This window comes from Natrialbaceae archaeon AArc-T1-2 (assembly GCF_030273315.1).
Classification (GTDB): Archaea; Halobacteriota; Halobacteria; order Halobacteriales; family Natrialbaceae; genus Tc-Br11-E2g1.
Map to the genome: position 1 here is coordinate 1,521,438 of NZ_CP127174.1, position 17,363 is coordinate 1,538,800.

14 protein-coding genes are annotated in these 17,363 nt (G+C 64.3%); 8 read left to right on the forward strand and 6 right to left on the reverse strand.

Annotation, left to right across the window (positions count from 1 at the left end):
* The first annotated feature begins 128 nt into the window (after positions 1-128).
* On the forward strand, positions 129-1,052 hold the full coding sequence (locus tag QQ977_RS07850) for an MBL fold metallo-hydrolase (protein ID WP_285928661.1): 924 nt from the start codon (positions 129-131) through the stop codon (positions 1,050-1,052).
* Here the strand turns inward: QQ977_RS07850 and QQ977_RS07855 are convergent.
* The gene (locus tag QQ977_RS07855) at positions 1,028-1,306 is read right to left on the reverse strand and encodes a hypothetical protein (protein WP_285928663.1); all 279 of its coding nucleotides are present in this window, start codon (positions 1,304-1,306) and stop codon (positions 1,028-1,030) included. The genes QQ977_RS07850 and QQ977_RS07855 overlap by 25 nt on opposite strands.
* A gap of 188 nt (positions 1,307-1,494) precedes the next feature.
* Between QQ977_RS07855 and QQ977_RS07860 the strand changes: the two genes are divergently transcribed.
* Positions 1,495-3,444 (forward strand): AMP-dependent synthetase/ligase, encoded by a 1,950-nt coding sequence (locus QQ977_RS07860; protein ID WP_285928665.1) that lies wholly within the window; start codon positions 1,495-1,497, stop codon positions 3,442-3,444.
* A gap of 156 nt (positions 3,445-3,600) precedes the next feature.
* On the opposite strand, the gene QQ977_RS07865 is transcribed toward QQ977_RS07860, so the two are convergent.
* Positions 3,601-4,812 carry a potassium channel family protein gene (locus tag QQ977_RS07865; RefSeq protein WP_285928667.1) on the reverse strand — a complete coding sequence of 404 codons (1,212 nt, stop codon included), beginning with the start codon at positions 4,810-4,812 and terminating at the stop codon, positions 3,601-3,603.
* A 217-nt stretch (positions 4,813-5,029) separates the two neighbouring features.
* On the opposite strand from QQ977_RS07865, the gene citZ reads away from it, so the two are divergent.
* Positions 5,030-6,172: a citrate synthase gene (gene citZ / locus QQ977_RS07870; RefSeq protein WP_285928668.1), complete on the forward strand. Its 1,143-nt coding sequence runs from the start codon at positions 5,030-5,032 to the stop codon at positions 6,170-6,172.
* 37 nt (positions 6,173-6,209) lie between these two features.
* Here citZ and QQ977_RS07875 read toward each other — a convergent pair whose 3' ends face one another.
* A complete protein-coding gene (locus QQ977_RS07875; RefSeq protein WP_285928669.1) occupies positions 6,210-6,989 on the reverse strand; it encodes an enoyl-CoA hydratase/isomerase family protein in 780 nt (259 codons plus the stop codon).
* A 109-nt stretch (positions 6,990-7,098) separates the two neighbouring features.
* Here QQ977_RS07875 and QQ977_RS07880 point away from each other — a divergent pair, with 109 nt between their 5' ends.
* The 3 genes from QQ977_RS07880 to QQ977_RS07890 all read left to right on the forward strand — a co-directional run bounded on the left by QQ977_RS07880 (position 7,099) and on the right by QQ977_RS07890 (position 10,730).
* The gene (locus tag QQ977_RS07880; RefSeq protein WP_285928670.1) at positions 7,099-7,521 is read left to right on the forward strand and encodes a gamma-glutamylcyclotransferase family protein; all 423 of its coding nucleotides are present in this window, start codon (positions 7,099-7,101) and stop codon (positions 7,519-7,521) included.
* Between the two features lie 249 nt (positions 7,522-7,770).
* A complete protein-coding gene (gene ilvA / locus QQ977_RS07885) occupies positions 7,771-8,982 on the forward strand; it encodes a threonine ammonia-lyase (RefSeq protein ID WP_285928671.1) in 1,212 nt (403 codons plus the stop codon).
* A 476-nt stretch (positions 8,983-9,458) separates the two neighbouring features.
* The gene (locus QQ977_RS07890) at positions 9,459-10,730 is read left to right on the forward strand and encodes a polysaccharide deacetylase family protein (RefSeq protein ID WP_285928672.1); all 1,272 of its coding nucleotides are present in this window, start codon (positions 9,459-9,461) and stop codon (positions 10,728-10,730) included.
* Positions 10,731-10,892: 162 nt separating this feature from the next.
* Here QQ977_RS07890 and QQ977_RS07895 read toward each other — a convergent pair whose 3' ends face one another.
* The 3 genes from QQ977_RS07895 to QQ977_RS07905 form a co-directional block, all read right to left on the reverse strand.
* The gene (locus QQ977_RS07895) at positions 10,893-11,504 is read right to left on the reverse strand and encodes an MBL fold metallo-hydrolase (RefSeq protein WP_285928673.1); all 612 of its coding nucleotides are present in this window, start codon (positions 11,502-11,504) and stop codon (positions 10,893-10,895) included.
* A 37-nt stretch (positions 11,505-11,541) separates the two neighbouring features.
* Positions 11,542-12,744: a hypothetical protein gene (locus QQ977_RS07900; RefSeq protein WP_285928674.1), complete on the reverse strand. Its 1,203-nt coding sequence runs from the start codon at positions 12,742-12,744 to the stop codon at positions 11,542-11,544.
* Between the two features lie 71 nt (positions 12,745-12,815).
* On the reverse strand, positions 12,816-14,588 hold the full coding sequence (locus QQ977_RS07905; RefSeq protein ID WP_285928675.1) for a tryptophan--tRNA ligase: 1,773 nt from the start codon (positions 14,586-14,588) through the stop codon (positions 12,816-12,818).
* Between the two features lie 163 nt (positions 14,589-14,751).
* Between QQ977_RS07905 and QQ977_RS07910 the strand changes: the two genes are divergently transcribed.
* Positions 14,752-15,666 carry a TSUP family transporter gene (locus tag QQ977_RS07910; RefSeq protein WP_285928676.1) on the forward strand — a complete coding sequence of 305 codons (915 nt, stop codon included), beginning with the start codon at positions 14,752-14,754 and terminating at the stop codon, positions 15,664-15,666.
* Between the two features lie 351 nt (positions 15,667-16,017).
* On the forward strand, positions 16,018-17,259 hold the full coding sequence (locus tag QQ977_RS07915) for an NAD(P)/FAD-dependent oxidoreductase (RefSeq protein ID WP_285928677.1): 1,242 nt from the start codon (positions 16,018-16,020) through the stop codon (positions 17,257-17,259).
* The last annotated feature ends 104 nt before the right edge of the window (positions 17,260-17,363 follow it).

A 17,363-nucleotide genomic window follows, 5' to 3' on the forward strand; every position in this document is an offset into this window, starting at 1 on the left:
GGGCCCCATCGCCCGGAGCGTGCGGCGTCGGTTTTCGGCGGGTGACAATGAGGGTTGCGAAACGGTCTCGGCGGGCAATGACTTGCACGGACGCCAGCGTTTATGTGAGGGGGTCACCGTCTACCGGTATGGGAATTGGCGACGTTCGCGAGGTCACGGCCGGTGACTGTTCGGACCTCTACGTGGTCGACACCGGCATGTTCGAGACGAGCAACTACGGCGCGGCGTACGTACTCGACGCCGACCGCCCCGCCGTCGTCGAGAGCGGGATCGGTGCCAACGCCGAGCACATCCTCGAGGCGCTCGAGGCGGCCGGCATCGACCGCGAGAAACTCGAGGTCATCGCCGTCTCGCACATCCACCTCGACCACGCTGGCGGTGCCGGCTTTCTGGCCGAGGCCTGTCCGAACGCCGAGGTCTACGTCCCCGAGGTCGGCGCACACCACCTCGTCGACCCCGACCGACTGGTCGAGGGAACGAAGACGGCAGTCGGCGATCAGTGGGAGTTCTACGCGGAGCCAGAACCCGTCCCGGAGGAGCGACTCGTCGGCCTCGAGGACGGCGACGTCATCGACCTCGGTGATCACGAACTCCGGGTTCACGCGGCACCCGGCCACGCACCCCACCACGCCGTCTTCGAAGACCCCGCAAACGACGCGGTCTTCACCGCCGACGCGGCCGGCCTCTGGGCCGCCGACCGCGAGGAGATCATGGAGACCTCTCCGCCCTCGCAGTTCAACTTCGAGAGGTGTCTCGAGGACGTCGACATGCTCATCGATCTGGATCCCGACGTGCTTCTTTACACGCACTTCGGTCCGCGAGAGGTCGGCGACGACGCCGAGGCGGCCCTCGAGGAGTACAAGGACGTGCTCACCGAGTGGGTCGAGACCGTCGAGGAAAAACGCGCGGAACTGGACGACGACGAGGCGGTGATCGAGTACTTCGGCGACAACCCGAAGATGGAAGACGTCTGGAGCGAGCGCAAGGCCCGCGAGGAGCGGATGATGAACGCCCGCGGCGTGCTCGGCTACCTGGACTGGCGCGAGGAGTGAACTCGCTCTGTCGTCTCGTGGCGACGCCAGAACAGTATCGTCGCGGGGAGCGCGATGGCGACGCCGAGTGCTCCCGTCGTACTCACCACCACGCCGACGACGAACGTGGACGTCGCGAACGGCTCCGTCTCGGCCGGGGTGGCGGTAGCCGAAGCCAGAACGGTCGCACCGACGACGAACAGGACCGTCGCGCCGCCGACGACGATGGCCGACACCAGGGCCAATTTCCGGTTTCGACCGCTCGAGTTCCCCATACGAAGGCTATGAAACATGTCGAAAAGACTCTTGTGTTCGCCAGGAATCCGGCGTGTGTCTCCAATCGTCTCCGTGGCGAACGCCGGATCGACGCTGACGACGCCGGTGGCGTCCTGGCCGAATAAACCGCCCGCAGTGTGTGAACAGTTCCCGCACGCTTATCCTGTCTGACGTCCTGACACGACGTATGGACTGGCGGGACGCCGAACGCGAGCACGCCGACGCCACCGCCGGGGAGACGACGCTTGGCCGGCTGTTCGAAGCGACCGTCGAACGCAACGCGAACCGACCGGCACAGCGGTACAAGGGCGGGGTGTACGACCGCTCGCTGGCCGACGTCGCGCTCCCGCCAGCGCCGGCGGGCGAGTTCGTCGCGATCTCTTACGCCGAGATGGGCGAGATCGTCCGCGCGCTCGCGGCCGGGCTGTGGGAACTGGGACTCGAGTCGGGCGATCGCGTGGCGATCTTCGCGAACACGCGCATGGAGTGGGCCCAGACGGACTTCGCCGTTCTCGCCGCGGGCGGCGTCGTCACGACCGTCTACTCGAGTTCCTCGCCCGAACGGCTCCGGACCCTGCTCGCCGACGCCGGCGTGACCGCAGTCGTCGCCGAGAACGAGGAGCTGCTCGAGCGCGTCCGTGCGGTCGAGGACGACCTCGAGTTCCGTGTCGTCATGGACGGAGACGCCGTCGATCACGAGGATGTCTACACGCTCGCGGACGTCTACGAACGCGGCACGGCGGCGTTCGACCGCGAGACGTACGAGTCCTGGCTCGAGACATCCGATCCCGAGCGCCTGGCGAGTCTGATCTACACGAGCGGCACGACCGGCGAGCCGAAAGGCGTCCGGCTGACACACCGGAACTTCCTGGCGAACGTCGCCCAGATCCGCACGCGGTACGGCCCCCGACCCGACAGAGGCGACGACGTACCCGTCGTCGACGCCGAGACGCAGACGGTGTCGTACCTGCCGCTCGCTCACGTCTTCGAACGGACCGCGGGTCACTTCTTCATGTTCGCAAGCGGTGCCTGCATCGCCTACGCCGAGCATCCGGACACGCTCCGGGCGGACTTCGGGGCGGTGGCACCGACCGCGGCCACGAGCGTCCCCCGCGTCTACGAGACGATCTACGACGCGATTCGCGAGCAGGCGGCCGAATCGGACGCGAAACGACGCATCTTCGAGTGGGCGACCGACGTCGCCCGAGCGTATCAGCGAGCCGACTCGCCCGGGCCGACGCTACGAGCGAAACACGCCGTCGCCGACCGACTGGTGTTCTCGTCCGTCCGCGAGGCGCTGGGCGGCAACCTCGAGCTGTTGATAAGCGGTGGCGGCAGCCTCTCGACGGAGCTGTGTACGCTCTATCACGGGATGGGGCTGCCGATCTACGAGGGGTACGGACTCACAGAGACGGCCCCCGTCGTGACGGTGAATCCGCCCGAAGAGCCGAAGATCGGCACGATCGGTCCGCCGGTCGTTGACGTCGAACTCGCAGTCGAGGAGTCGGTCCTCGACCAGTCCGGCGTCGACGACCCCGGCGAGGTCGGCGAGTTGCTCGTCAGGGGACCGAACGTCGCCGACGGCTACTGGAACCGCCCGCAGGCGACCGACCGGGCGTTTACCGAAGACGGGTGGTTTCGTACCGGCGACGTCGTCCACCTGCGACCCGACGGCTACGTCGAGTTCCGCGAGCGCGTCAAACGGATCCTCGTGCTCTCGACGGGCAAAAACGTCGCCCCGGGCCCGATCGAGGACGCCTTCGCCGCAAGCGAGGTCGTCGAACAGTGTCTGGTCGTCGGCGACGGCAAGCAGTTCGTCGCCGCGTTGCTCGTGCCGAACCTCGAGTACCTCAAAGAGCGAGCCACAGCGGACGGCATCGAGCTCCCCGACGATCCCGACGCTCGCTGTGCGGACGAGCGCGTCCGCGAGTACGTCGCCGAAGAGGTCGACCGCATCAACCGGGGATTCGAGCCCCACGAACGGATCGAGGAGTTTCGACTCCTGCCACGCGAGTTCACCGAGGAAAACGGGATGCTCACCCCCACGATGAAGAAGAAACGACGAGTGATTCTCGATCGGTTCGAGCATCTGCTCGAGGAGATCTACGAGGACGAGGAACCGATCGCGCCGACGTGATCGACCGGCCCGAGTGATACTGTCGGTCATGGACCTGTGAACTGGTGTCCGGGTGATCCGGCCGTTGAACGTGTGTCTGGCCGTTCTGTCACCAGCCGTGTTCACGTCGGTATGACCGACAGTATGAGAACCGAGAGGAGTCCCGGTTTCGATCGGTTAGACGACCAGTTCCTCGAGTCGGTCGGAACCTTTCCGGGTCCCCTTCGCGAGCAGGACGTCGCTGGCGTGGAGTTCGGTCTCGGGGCCAGGCTGGATCTCCCACTCGTCGTCTTCGTCGGCCGAGGCTCGAGGGTGCCGGACGGCGATGACCCGCATGCCGGTCTCGGTCCGGACCATCTGTTCGCCGAGCGTTGCGCCGTCTAAACTGCTTCCCTCGCCGACGGTAAAGCGGACGATCACCTCGTCGCTCTCGTGGACCGCCTCGGCGACGACTGGATGGGTACCGAGTCCACGCAGGACGCCTTCGCTGATCTCGAGGGCGGCGTCACTTATGACCTCCGTCGATTCCGCGAGGTGGACGAGCCCGCGCAGGTCGACCGGATCGTCGACGCGGGAGGCCGCACGCAACGTCCAGGCCTCGAAGCGAGACTCGAGCTGGTCGACCTCGGCCTCTAAGGCCGCCACCTCCTCTGCGAGTTCGGAGCTGTCGTACAGCACCGAGCCGTAGGCGATGTCGACCGCGAGCTCGCTCATGTTTTTCATGAGGACGATGGCGTCGACTGCTCGTTCCAGGTCAGCGATGCCGGGCTCGACTGGCTCGGGGGTCTCGTACGGCGTGCCGGTGACCGTCTCGTAGACCGGCGCGAGGTTCTCCTCGGAGCCGCGCATGAGAAGCGAATCGCCCGGCTCGAGGGTGGTCTCCAGATCGGGGTTGAGGAGCCACTCCCCGTCCCCGCCGCGACGGATGGCGATCACCCGGACGCCAGTCTCCGTCTCCAAGTTGATCTCGCCGAGGGTCCGGTCGGCAAAGCGCGACTCCGCCTCGAGGGTCCCGTGGACGATCGATTCGACGGCCTCGGGCAGTGCTGTTCGCATCGCATCCGGCAGACCGATCTCCTCTAAGACGATCTTCGCGATGTCGCCGGCAGCGTCGGAGATCTTCTCTGCGGCTCCGACGACGCCGAGTACCGGCGCGAGCTGTTCTGCGTCGTCGGTCGTCCGGGCGGCCATTAGCAGACTCATCCGAGCCTGCAACTGGAGGACGTCCATCCGCTCTTCGAGTTCGAGCACTTCTGCCGCGACGTCTTCGCTGCCGAACAACACGGCCGAGTACGACAGGTCGATGAGCAACTCGGCGGTGTCTTTCATCTCCGAGAGTACCTCCTTGACGCTGACCGGACGGTACTCGACCTCGCGGGACGCGTCCATACGAACCGGATTGTGCCGGCGCGAGAAAACGTTACCGGGGACGTACTCGAGTCCGTGTGCTGGACCGCTGTGTGGCCCGTCGAGTTCGACGATTGACGCGAACTGCCGTGAAAATCGCCACGTGACGAGCTTGAATAACGACAATCGTCTATAACTAGTGGTTCGTTCCGGACGGAAAAAGACAATCCTTTTCCAGTGGCGTGCGAAAACTCCTCTCATGGCTGACGACCTCAAGAAAGGGCTAGAGGGTGTGCTGGTCGCCGAATCCGAGCTCAGCTCGATCGACGGCGACGAAGGCCGACTGATCTATCGCGGTCACACGATCGAGGACCTGGCCCAGGGTGCGAGCTACGAGGAAGTGCTGTACTTGCTCTGGCACGGTCATCTTCCCGCCGAGGACGAACTCGAGGAGTTCACCGAGGCGATGGCCGACGAACGAGAGCTCGACGAGGGCGTCCTCGAGACGGTCCGGACGCTCGCCGACGCCGACGCCAACCCGATGTCGGCCTTACAGACCGTCGTCTCCGAGCTGGCGGCGTTCGATCCCGACGCCGACGCCGATCCGACCGACCGCGAGGCGAACCTCCGGAAGGGTCGTCGTATCACGGCGAAGATTCCGACCGCTCTCGCCGCGTTCGAACGCGCCCGCAACGACGACGAGTTCGTCGCCCCTCGCGAGGACCTCGGCCACGCCGCGAACTTCCTGTACATGCTCAACGGCGAGGAGCCCGACGAGGTGCTGGCGGAGACGTTCGACCAGGCGCTCGTCCTCCACGTCGACCACGGTCTGAACGCCTCGACGTTCGCCGCGATGGTCACCGCGAGCACACTCGCCGACGTCCACGCCGCGACGACGAGCGCGATCGGTGCACTCTCCGGGAGTCTCCACGGCGGCGCGAACCAGGACGTCATGCGGATGCTCAAAGAGGTCGACGACAGCGACATGGAGCCACTCGAGTGGGTCGAGACCGCCTTGGAGGAGGGTCGTCGCGTGCCCGGCTTCGGCCATCGCGTCTACAACGTCAAAGACCCCCGTGCGAAGATCCTCGGCCAGCGCTCGGAGGCGCTCGGCGAGGCCGCTGGCGATATGCGCTGGTACGAGATGAGCGTCACCATCGAAGAGCACCTGATGGAAGAGAAGGGACTGGCTCCGAACGTCGACTTCTACTCGGCCTCGACGTACTACCAGATGGGCATACCCGTCGACCTCTATACGCCGATCTTCGCGATGAGCCGTGCCGGCGGCTGGATCGCCCACGTGTTAGAGCAGTACGACGACAACCGGCTGATCCGCCCGCGCGCTCGCTACGTCGGTCCCGACCCCGAGGAGACGGAGTTCGTCTCCCTCGAGGACCGATAGAACCGTTTTGTCGGGTCGAAGCCGACGACGTTTGGGTTTATTGCTCTGGCCATTCCGGCTCGCGACCCTCGAGAAACGCCTCGATCCCTTCGGCCGCGTCCGCCGTCGCACACAGTTCGGCGAACCGTTCGTTCGAGTACTCGAGTGCGTCCTCGTATCTCATCCCTGCCATCGCGTAGTAGGCCCGCTTGCCCCGCTGGACGGCGACGGGGCTGTTCTCGGCGATCGACGTCGCAAGCTCCATCGCCGTCTCCCGGAGGTCGTCTTCGGGGACGACCCGGTTCGCGAGCCCCCACTCGAGGGCGGTCTCGGCGTCGATCAGATCGCCGGTGAGCAACAGCTCGAGACATCGCGTTTCGGTGACGGAGTTCATGATCGGCACCGCAGGTCCCATACAGAACAGCCCGACTTTTGGGGCGGTTGCGCCGACTTTCGTCCCCTCCGCGAGCACCGCGAGGTCACAGGCAGCGACCAGTCCGAGCCCGTTCGCGGCGGCGTGGCCGTGTGCCGCGGCGATAACCGGCGTCCCCATCTCGGTGAGCGTCAGGAACGGTTCTTCCATCCCCGACACCCACTGTTCGTAGTCGGCTTTCGTCTCGTGGTCGGCGTGTTCTGAGAGGTCGATTCCGGCCGAGAACGCGTCGCCGGCTCCGTCGACGACGATCGCACGGACGTCGTCGTCGGCCTCGAGGTCGCCGAATGCCTCGTCGAGGTCCGTCGCGAGTTGCGTGCTGAACGTGTTCATCGCCTCGGGTCGGTCGAGCGTGATCGTTGCGACGTGGCCGTCGGTTTCGACGGTAACGGTTTCGTATGGCACGTGTTGTGTGCCGTTACCACGTGTTTCGTCCCCTCAACCTTTCGCTTCATCCCAATCTTGGCCGGCCCCGGCGACAGGACCAAGGATTCGCCGGGCTAACACGTCGTGTGTGTTCGTGTTCGTCTACGGGACGCTCACCGACCCCGGCCGGGTTGCAGCCGTGTTGGCTGACGGGGCGGACGACCTCGAGTACGAGTTCGCCAACCCGGCGACACTCGAGGGACTGCACCGCGTCGACGGCGAGTATCCAACCCTCGCACCCGGCGGCTCCGCCGAGGGACGACTGCTCGAGGTCGATCCCGCGGGAATCGAGATGCTCGACGCCTACGAGGGCGTCGAACGGGGGCTGTACGTCCGCGTCGCGGTTCCGGTTGCCGACGACGGAACGGCGTGGGTCTACGTCGGCGATCCCGACGCGCTCGCGGTCGCCGACGCCGTCTTCTGGCCGCCGGGGCGGCAGTTTCGCGACCGCGTTCAGACCTACCTCGAGCGCGAGCGCGTCGTCGTACGACGCGCCAACGACCGCGCGTGAGACCGGTCACGTCGGCCGGGATATGTGTCTCGCCGTGACGAATGACGACTGTCCGTCGTCCGTCAGACGGGCCGATGATCGCCGCCCCGTCTTGCACTTTCACTTTCACCACGCGGCCATGAGCTTTATATGGTCTGCGCACTCCTCTACACCCGCACGTCACACGCCGTGCATTCCCTGTCGTCCCTGTCGTGCTGTTCGACGACAGACAGCACAATCCTTACGACAACTTCGCCAGTAGGTCGTCGTATGTTACAGCTCTCGGATATTCTCGAGGCACGTGATCGGGTCTGGGAGACGTCCCGGCATACGCCGCTTGCACACTCGTACACCTACTCGAAGATGACCGACGCGGACGTCTATCTCAAACTCGAGAACTTCCAGCGGACGGGTGCGTTCAAGATTCGCGGGGCGACGAACCGGATCGCGACGCTCTCTGCGGCCGAAAAGGACGCGGGGGTCGTCACGGCAAGCGCCGGCAACCACGCCCAGGGCGTCGCGCTTGCGGCGTCTCGGACGGGCGTCGACGCGACGATCGTCATGCCCGAAGACGCCCCCATCTCGAAGGTCAATGCGACCCAATCCTACGGCGGCGACGTCGTCCTCTCGGGAGCCGACTACGACGAAGCCGCCGAACGCGCCCACGAGATCGAACGCGAGGAGGGCCGGACCTACGTCCACGCCTTCGACGATCCGTACGTGATGGCCGGGCAGGGAACGCTCGGTCTCGAGATCTTAGAGGACTGTCCCGACGTCGAGACCGTCATCGTTCCGATCGGCGGCGGCGGCCTCATCAGCGGGATCGCCGTCGCGATCAAGGAGAAACGTCCTGACGTCCGCGTGATCGGCGTTCAGGCCGAGGGGGCTGCAAGCGCCGCAGCCGCCCTCGAGAAGGGTGAACTCGTCACCTTAGACGGCGTCGACACCGTCGCCGACGGAATCGCTACCCGCTCGATCGGCACGCAGACGTTCGAGGTCATCTCCGAGTACGTCGACGAGGTCGTCACCGTCCCCGACTCCGAGATCGCCATGGCCGTCGTCTACTTACTCGAGCGTTCGAAGACGCTCGTCGAAGGGGCCGGTGCGGTGGGACTGGCCGCGTTGTTGTTCGAGCACTTCGAATTCGAACCCGACGAGACGATCGTCCCGCTCATCTCGGGCGGAAACATCGATCTCAACACGCTCACCACCGTCATCGTCCGCGGACTCGTCGAGACCGGCCGCTACCTGAAGATCCGGACCGTCCTCGAGGATCGACCCGGCGCGCTCGAGGACTTGCTCGCCGTCCTCTCGGGATATCGCGCGAACATCTACGCCATCCAGCACGATCGTACGTCACGGGACATCGGCATGAGCGACACCGAAGTCGAGATCGACCTCGAGACCCGCGGCCCGGACCACGTCGCGGAACTCATCGACGCGATCGAGGACGCGGGGTATCCGGTCGAGGTGCTCGTCTAGCGAGAACGGTTCATACGCCCTCGATACAGATTCTGTCACCGACGAGTGTTCCAGGAGCTGTTCTGTAACAGGCACTTACACGGCCGTCCCTGACCGCCCGTCGTCTTGCCTACGTCGTCTGTCCCCTCTCGATACTGTAAAAATATGAACACATTTTGGTCAGCCATACAGTCGTCCCGACGTCGGCGACGTCCCTCCTCGAGGTCGGCTCCGGTCCCCGCTCGCGGTGACGAACGACGATCGACCGGTGTGTCGACGAGAGATCGTTTGGACCTCTGCAACGGTTCGCTTCCGGATCGGAAACCCCGCCGAAACGTGGATACGCCGTGGCTGATCGCCTCTATCGAGGTTGCTACCATCCCGATTCCACGGCATTCGAGGCCAGCCGAGACACCGTTCGCGTATCTGTTACGTTCAGACGCTGTACTACAGAATTAACAATGTGTCGACGGGTCGGTCGGTCATCACGTTGCACAATGAGACGACGTGCGTATCTCGCGACGGCAGGTGTACTGTCCCTCGCCGGATGTCTGGGAATCGGCGACTCCAGCGATCCGGACGACGAACCGACGGACGACGAACCGGTCGACGACGATGACGACGATTCGGCGGATCGCGAACCGGAAGACGATGACGATGACGACGAGGAGACCGACGTCGGTCCGGAGACGTACCACGACTTCGAGGACTTAGACCAGTGGGAGGTCATCGTCGGCTCGCTCTCGGCCGACGAGGACAACTACTACACCGGCTCCCAGTCCGCCGTGCTCGAGATCGACGAGGGCGAGCAGATGGCGAACATCGCACTCGAGCTCGACGAGCCGGAGGACCTCTCGAACATGAACGCCGGACTCGCCGTCATGGCCGAGTCGGTCGAGAACCCCTCGATTCAGCTGTACGACGACGACGGTGACCGGGTCGACGTCATGTGTGAGGTCGCGCCCGATATGCCGTTCATGCGAACCAACTTCGGCATCTCGAACACCAACGGCGACCCCGACCTGTCCCAGATCGAGGAGATCCAGATCGCGTTCGACGCGGCCGAGGATACGACCGCCCGGCTGTGGATCGACGATCTGCACTTCGTTCCACGGGAGCGACCGGGGCTGGTCATGCTCCAGTTCGACGGCGGCTACGAAGGTCATCACAGCACGGCGTTGCCGTTGTTCGAGACCTTCGATTTCCCCGCGACCGCGTTCGTGCCGACCGCTCGCATCCACGAGGACGAAGCCTGGCACGAAAACCGCCTCTCCGAGGACCAGGTCGCAGACCTCCACGACGCCGGCTGGACGATCGCCAGCAACGGCGCAAACGGACAGAACCTCACCGCGCTTAGCGAGCGAACGCCGGAAGGCGAGATCACGAACGCGATTGAGTGGCTCGAAGAGCACGGCTACGAGGACGGTGCCAGGTTCTTCTCGTATCCCGTCGGTGCGTACGACCAGATCTCACTCGAGACTGTCGAGGAACACCACGACGTTGCATTCGCCGGCCGCTATCCGTGCCAGGGACGCGCCGTTCACCCCCACCTCTGTAATCGGGTCGTCAACCCGTCGGTCGCGCAAGCGGAGACGGTGCTCGACAGAACCGCGGAGTACGGTGGCGTCACGACGCTTGCGTACTATCGGATCGATAGCGACGACCGCGAACGACTCGCCGACACGCTATCACACCTGAACGTTCTCGTCCAACGCAACGAGGTCCGGGTGATCACGCCGGAGCAGTTCGCAGACGAGCACGTGTACTGACCAGCGTCACTCCTCGGGATACTTCGGCTCGCGTCGTTCGGCCCGCTCGAGAGCCGTCTCACACCCACTTTTTTCTCGTCGGGTTCGCTCGCGGTGCTCGCTCACCCTCCTCCAAAAAACGTGGACCAAAAAGCCGCTCGTTCGCAGGCTCACTCGCGGGCGTTACTCCTCGGGATACTTCGGCTCGCGTCGTTCGGCCCGCTCGAGAGCCGTCTCGACGACGTCGCGAACGTCCCCGTGGAAGACGCCGCCGTGGCCCGCGTACATGTGTTCGACGCCAGCGGGCATGCGCTCGAGCAGCTCCTCGATGCTCTCGATGAGTCGCTCGCGGGACTGGCCGGCCATGTCGGTCCGGCCGAAGCTGCCGTAATCGAACGCGCCGTCGTCGTGGACGACCACGTCGCCGGAAAACAGCGTGGTGTCAGACACCAGCGAGACGTGGTCGTCGGCGTGGCCCGGCGTGTAGACGACTTCGAAGGACTCGTCGCCGATCGTGATCGCCTCGCCGTCCTCGAGGACGTCGGTTCGACGAGGATGGTGAGCGTAGGCGTAGACGTCGGGATCGAACGCCTCGCAGACGGCCTCGAGTTGCTCGACGTGGTCGCCGTGTTGGTGGGTGAGCACGACGGCATCGACGTCGTCGACGTACTCGCGGATCGCCTCGACGATGCCGTCCATCGTGCCCGCGTCGACCAGCGTCGTTCGCTCGCCGACCGCGAGAAAGACGTTACACGTGAACGTCTCCGCGTCTTCGGTGACGTGGTGGACTTCCATAGCCGTGACATCGATTTCCGCCGGCAAAGTCGTGACGTTACCCGTTCGAGATCCGCGTCGTCTCCATCGAGCCCGCATCGACCCACTCGAATCCCGACTCCTCGGCGACGGCACTCGCCCTCGAGACCGCATCCGGATCGAACGGCTCCTCGAACTCGATGCGGGTCTCCTCGGGCTCTGCGGCTGGAATCTCCGGGAGAAACGCGTCGTCCTCGAGCAGCCCGCGCACCGAGACCGCTCCGCCCGTCTCGAGGGCGGCTCCGAGCGCCAGGTAGCGCTCCTCGTCGTCGTAGGGGTCGACGTCCGAGCCGAACGCGTCGTTCGAGACGCGAGCCGTCGTCGTCGGTCCCGAGAGTTCGCCGAACCCCTCGGTGTCGGTTCGACGGTCCGTTCGCGGGACCGCCGCGGTGCGATCGTTGCGCTCCGTCGACGACTCCCCTTCCCGGTGCGTTCGATCGATCGATCCCTCGAGCGTCCAGCCGTTCGTCTCGCCGGTCCCGGCGTCGCCGGCTCTCGTCCGGTCGGGTTCTGCCTCTTCGATGACCGAGTCTGCAGCCGTTCGGCCGTCGGTCGGCGACCCTGCCGTCTCCGGCGTCGAACCGTCGTTCTCGAGCGCCCACGCCGGCCACGGTTCGCCGTCTCCGTCACCCGTGGGGACGTACGCCTCGAGGTCGTACTCAGGCAACAGCGGTCGGTCGAACGCCTCGATCCGGTCGCCGTAGCGCTCTCGCAGCGCCGTGAGGTCGTCGGTCTCGACCAGCGCTGCCCGCCACCGATCCCGACCCGACGAGAGCAAGACGAACCGGGCGTCGATCCCCTCGAGCAGGACGTCGGTGATACCGTAGAGGACCGCCGGGAGGTTGTCCGTCCCGAGCGGCGTCTCGGGGTAGACGACCGTCGCCCGACGGCGTTTTCCCGCCGCTCCGCTCGCCTCGAGCACCAGCGCCCGCTCGCGTTCGGTCACCGACAGCGACCACTCCATCGCCTCGAACGCCGCCGCCAGTTCGGACGCGAGCGTCTCCGTCGCGTACTGTGCCGAGACGTCGACACCGCGGGCGGACCGACAGATCAACTGCCGGAGCGTCGCCGTCCGGTCTCGGGCGTCTGCGAGCCTGGCGGCGAGTTCGTTCTCGAGCGAGTGCGTCGTCCGCTCGCCCCCGACGTCGGCGGGCGTGACGCCGAATGCACCGAGTACGTCGGCACACACGAGCACGTCCTCGGACGCCCGGGACCGATCCATGTGTGGCGGTTTGCCACCTGAAAGGTTATGTCTTCCGTCAGACAAAACGGCATGAGAACGGCGGATCGAACTTATCGACGTCGCGACGACTCGAGCTCGATGTCGGTATTCTCGAGCAGGTCTTCGACCTCCTCGCGTTTCTCCTGGTGTTCGGCGAGGAACTCCCGCATGAGCTGGGCGGCCTGTTCCTTGCAGTCGCCACAGAGGCGCTCGCCGCCGACGCACTCGTCGTAGACGCGTTTGGCGAACTCGTCGTCGTCGCCGGAAAGCAGGTAGGCGTACAGTTCGTAGACCGGACACTCGTCTGCTTTCCCGCCGAGTTCGCGCTGTTTTGCGGCGGTCTCTCGGCCGCCGGTCGTCGCCGCTTTCACCTTGTCGTAGCCCTCGTCGGGGTCGTCGAGCAGGGAGATGTGACTCGCCGGCTCCGAGGAGGACATCTTCCCACCAGTCAGCCCAGTCATGAACCGGTGGTAGATCGACGACGGCGGCAGGAAGCCGTAGCCGCCGTGGTCAAGTTCAATTTCACGGGCGAGTTCTTTAGCTTCCTGATAATGCATTCCAAATGCATCGATATGATTCTCGTAAACTCGCTTCTTACCGGGAATTGCTTCTATTAGTGCTGAAAACGCTTCTTCAGTTGCGTTTCGATTCAAGAACCGACGTCGGATTTGAAGTGGCTCTTTTCCTGAATTACGAAGTTTTGTGACGAGTGAGTCGAAGGTTTTTGTTGAGATACCTTCTGGAGGGAACGTCTCAACTGCGAAAAGATCGTCAAATACGCTTTCAGCCGATGGATCAGGAAGTCTGAGATTGTTGTCATCGTCGCGGAACGCATCTTTGATGAACAGACCGTCGGACCCTTCGGGTGATCCATGGGCTTCTGCTCCATGTGGGACCTTTTCTTGTAATTCAGCCTGCCGGGAACGATACTTGCTCAGTAACTCTGCTGCGAGGTCACATCGGATAGCTTCTGACTCGAGCCCCTGTGAGTGAGCAGATTCTTCGAGATTGCTGTATGCCCATTCCAACAGTTGGGATTCGGCGTCGGATTCAGTCTCGAAACTGGCAAATGCTTCTGTTACGCCAAAGTAACGCATCCGTTCGGCCAGGTCTCGAGCGAGCCGAACGTGGGGGTCTTGGTCGGCTCCGACGGGGATCACCGTCGGCTTCGGTTCGTCGACCACCTGCGGATAGAGGATGTCGGCCATCTGGGTGACGACCGACTGCATGTGCGAGACGTCCGTCTCGCCATCGAAGCCGTAGATCGCCTGGAACTCCGAGAAGTTCGCCTCCGCGCCGAGTTCGAACGCCAGATCCTGCAGCTCGCGGTTTGCGGACTGGCGATACAGCGTCCCCTCCTCTGGGTCAAAGCCAAGCGCCAGAAGCGACAGCAGGTAGTCCCGGGCGTGTTCGTCGATCTCCGCCCAGGTCATCCCGCGGGCCGCGTGGGCCTCGAGGTCGGCGATCAACGCGTAGGCGTCCCCGCCCTGTTGCTGGTGCCAGATGATCTCGTCGAAGACGAGCTTGTGGCCGATGTGGGGGTCGCCGGTGGGCATGAACCCCGAGAGCGCAGCAAAGGGGTCGTCGTTGGCCATCGCCTCGGCGACGGGTCGGTAGTCGCGGTGGCCGAAGATGACGCCCCGGCGCATCAGGTAGTGGGGAGTCGGGACCTCCTCGAGGAGGGCGTCGAACTCCTCGATGCCGAACTCCTCGAACAGTTTGCGGTAGTCGGAGACGCTCGAGGATCCCCAGGGATCGAGCGCGACGTCGTCAGCTCCTGCTGTCTCACCGTTAGCTCGCGGATCCCCGCCCCCGGATTCTTCGCGTGTCTCGTCTCCGGTCATTGGTTGCGATTTCGCGCCCCGTCGCGCAAAAATCTTTGTCTTCCCTGCCGTGACCTCCTCGAGATGGACCGTGGTCCAGCGCGGTCGCCCGTAACAGTGATTACGACGCCGCGTGGCTATCTCTGTACAGCTGTTCCGCCGCTTTGCGTTCGACACTCCGTACATGGACAACGCTCCACTTCATCCGAGGCGGTTCGTTCGGAACCTGCTCTCGTTGCGATATCGCGAGGTCACGATGACCGCCGCGACCGGAACCGTCGTCGCGCTGTCGATCGTGCTGTTTCCGGGCGTCGATAACGTCCTCGCCGGTATCGACGGCGGAGTCAGCGCCGGAACGCTACTCGTGTTGTTGCTCGTCGCGACGCTTTCCGGGGTCGTGAAAGGTGTCGTCGGCTTCGGTGCGTCGCTTCTGGCGACGCCGATTTTCGCGATCATCATCGATCCGACCGTCGCCGTCATCGTCCTCGCGGTGATGCCGTGGATGATGAATATCTTTCAGATCGGCGAGACCCGGACCGGGCTGGCGTACGTTCGTGAGGACTGGCCACTCGTCGTCCTCGCGATCGTCGGTACCGTACTCGGGCTGTATCTTCTCGCTTCGATCGAGCTGGGAGCGGCCGTCCCGTTTCTCATCGGCGTCTTACTCGTCGCCTACGTCGGCTACGAGATTCTGACCGGGTTCGTCACGATCGACGGGATCGACCACCCGGTGGTGAGCAGCGTCGTCGGCTTCTCCCACGGGTTTCTCATCGCCGTCTCGAACATGGGTCCGGTCCACCCCGCCTACCTGCACACGATCGAACGGGACATCGAACGCTACGTCGGAGGGCTGTCGATCGTCCTCGCCATCATCCTGTCGCTTCGGCTCGTGATGATGTATCCGCTTGGGCTGTTGACGCCGTACCGGCTGTGGCTCGGCTCGGCCATCGCGACCGCCTCGATCGGCGGACTGCTCCTCGGGACGGTCCTGCGTCGTCTCGGGCTCGACCAGTCGCTGTTCGACCGCGCGGTTATCGTGCTGTTGTGTGTCCTCGGGCTGAATCTACTGCGACAAACGGCTCCTGACGTCGTTCTTTGATACGGATTGCTGTACCGATGTCCCGGTGCAACCGCAGAACGGTCGCGGTTGCGCCGGGACAGACGTACAACGGTCCGTATGAGATCGCGTTTCGTCTCGACCGCGACTGACCCTGTGCCAACGTCGGGGCTCGAAAGCGGCGGGCTCGACGCTCTCGAGTTCGTCCGGCCACGTCGGATCGAGCCGTGCGATACGACTACGGCGGTCGTGGTGTCGGGCGTATCATTTCTTTCGAAAGACCGCCCAAACTACCGATTCGTGACGGTATCGTGTTCACGTGGTGTGTTCTCATAACGTACTACAACCGGCGAGATAGCAACCCACTTTAACCCGCGTTGCGAACGTTCTGCCATGACCGAGTACGTCATCATCGGGGACGGCATCTCTGGCAGTTCGGCTGCCGAGACGCTCCGGGAGGAGGACCCGGACGGGAACATCACCGTCATTACCGATGAGGGGGAGCCCCTGTACAATCGCATTCTGATCAAAGAACACGCGAAAGGAAAACTCCCCGAAGCACCCATCTCGATCCACGACGAGCAGTGGTACGAGGACCGGGATATCGATCTCTCGCTTTCTACTCACGTCACGACCGTCGACGTCGACGGGAAGGTCGTCGTCACCCACGAGGGCGAGCAGATTCCCTACGACAAGCTGCTGGTCGCAACCGGGGGGACGCCGACACAGCTGCCGGTGGCAAACAGCGACGCCGACGGGGTTCGTCACTTCTGGACGTTCGAGGACGCTCGCCGGATCCGCGAAGCTGCAGAGAACGCAGAACAAGCCGCCATCGTCGGTGCGGGGCTGCTCGGAATCGACTTCGCGGCGGTCTGTGGCGCACAGGGCGTCTCCGGGAAGTACCTGATGCGTGGCGACCGCTGGTGGCGCTATGCTCTCTCGGAAGACGGTGCCGAGATTATGCACGAAGGGATGCGCGAGAAAGGCGTCGAGCCCGTCTTCGACAGCGGTGTCGACCGCTTCGAGGTCGACGACGACGGCCACGTCACCGCTGCAATCGACCCCAACGGCGACCGGTACGAGTGTGACTGGGCCGGCGTCGCGATCGGACTCACGTTCAACACCGAGTACCTCCACGGCACCGGCATCGAGGAGGAAAACGGCATCCTCGTCGACGAGTACATGCAGACCAACCTCGAGGACATCTACGCCGCCGGCGACATTACGCGATTCCACGACGTCTTGCTCGGCGAGCGCGCCCAGAACGGCTCGTGGGGATCGGCCAAAGAACAGGGGCGAGTCGCCGCGGTCAACATGGCCGCCGACGACGAAGCCGAGGTGTTCGAGTGGGTCTCCTCGTACTCGATCACGCACTTCGACTTTCCGTTTCTCTCCTTTGGCCATCCCACGCTCGGCGACGACCACGCCGAACGCAAGTACTCGGATACCGAGTGGCGACGTATCGCCTTCAAAGACGGCAAGGTCGTCGGCGGCGTCCTCATCGGCGACCTCTCGCCTCAGAGTACGCTCAAACAGCTGATGCGTGACGGACGCGTCGTCGCCGATCAGAAGGAGGTCTTGCTCCAGCCCGAGATCGACCTCGACGACCTCGCGTCGCCCCCGCAGGAACAGTAGCGTCGCCGTTCTCGATCACCGATACCGCTCGGTATCGGCCATCGGTGGCAACGTCCGGAGCTGCTGGCCGACCGTCTCACGAAAAGAGTTAAGTCTGCGCGTGC

What these genes read in the sequence shown, in the direction of transcription:
- citZ (WP_285928668.1), top strand. Translation starts at nt 5,030, where the DNA reads ATGGCTGACGACCTCAAGAAAGGGCTAGAGGGTGTGCTGGTCGCCGAA.
- QQ977_RS07900 (WP_285928674.1), bottom strand. Translation starts at nt 12,744, where the DNA reads ATGGATCGGTCCCGGGCGTCCGAGGACGTGCTCGTGTGTGCCGACGTA.
- QQ977_RS07860 (WP_285928665.1), top strand. Translation starts at nt 1,495, where the DNA reads ATGGACTGGCGGGACGCCGAACGCGAGCACGCCGACGCCACCGCCGGG.
- QQ977_RS07895 (WP_285928673.1), bottom strand. Translation starts at nt 11,504, where the DNA reads ATGGAAGTCCACCACGTCACCGAAGACGCGGAGACGTTCACGTGTAAC.
- QQ977_RS07865 (WP_285928667.1), bottom strand. Translation starts at nt 4,812, where the DNA reads ATGGACGCGTCCCGCGAGGTCGAGTACCGTCCGGTCAGCGTCAAGGAG.
- QQ977_RS07890 (WP_285928672.1), top strand. Translation starts at nt 9,459, where the DNA reads ATGAGACGACGTGCGTATCTCGCGACGGCAGGTGTACTGTCCCTCGCC.
- QQ977_RS07855 (WP_285928663.1), bottom strand. Translation starts at nt 1,306, where the DNA reads ATGGGGAACTCGAGCGGTCGAAACCGGAAATTGGCCCTGGTGTCGGCC.
- QQ977_RS07850 (WP_285928661.1), top strand. Translation starts at nt 129, where the DNA reads ATGGGAATTGGCGACGTTCGCGAGGTCACGGCCGGTGACTGTTCGGAC.
- QQ977_RS07910 (WP_285928676.1), top strand. Translation starts at nt 14,752, where the DNA reads ATGGACAACGCTCCACTTCATCCGAGGCGGTTCGTTCGGAACCTGCTC.
- QQ977_RS07915 (WP_285928677.1), top strand. Translation starts at nt 16,018, where the DNA reads ATGACCGAGTACGTCATCATCGGGGACGGCATCTCTGGCAGTTCGGCT.
- QQ977_RS07905 (WP_285928675.1), bottom strand. Translation starts at nt 14,588, where the DNA reads ATGACCGGAGACGAGACACGCGAAGAATCCGGGGGCGGGGATCCGCGA.
- ilvA (WP_285928671.1), top strand. Translation starts at nt 7,771, where the DNA reads ATGTTACAGCTCTCGGATATTCTCGAGGCACGTGATCGGGTCTGGGAG.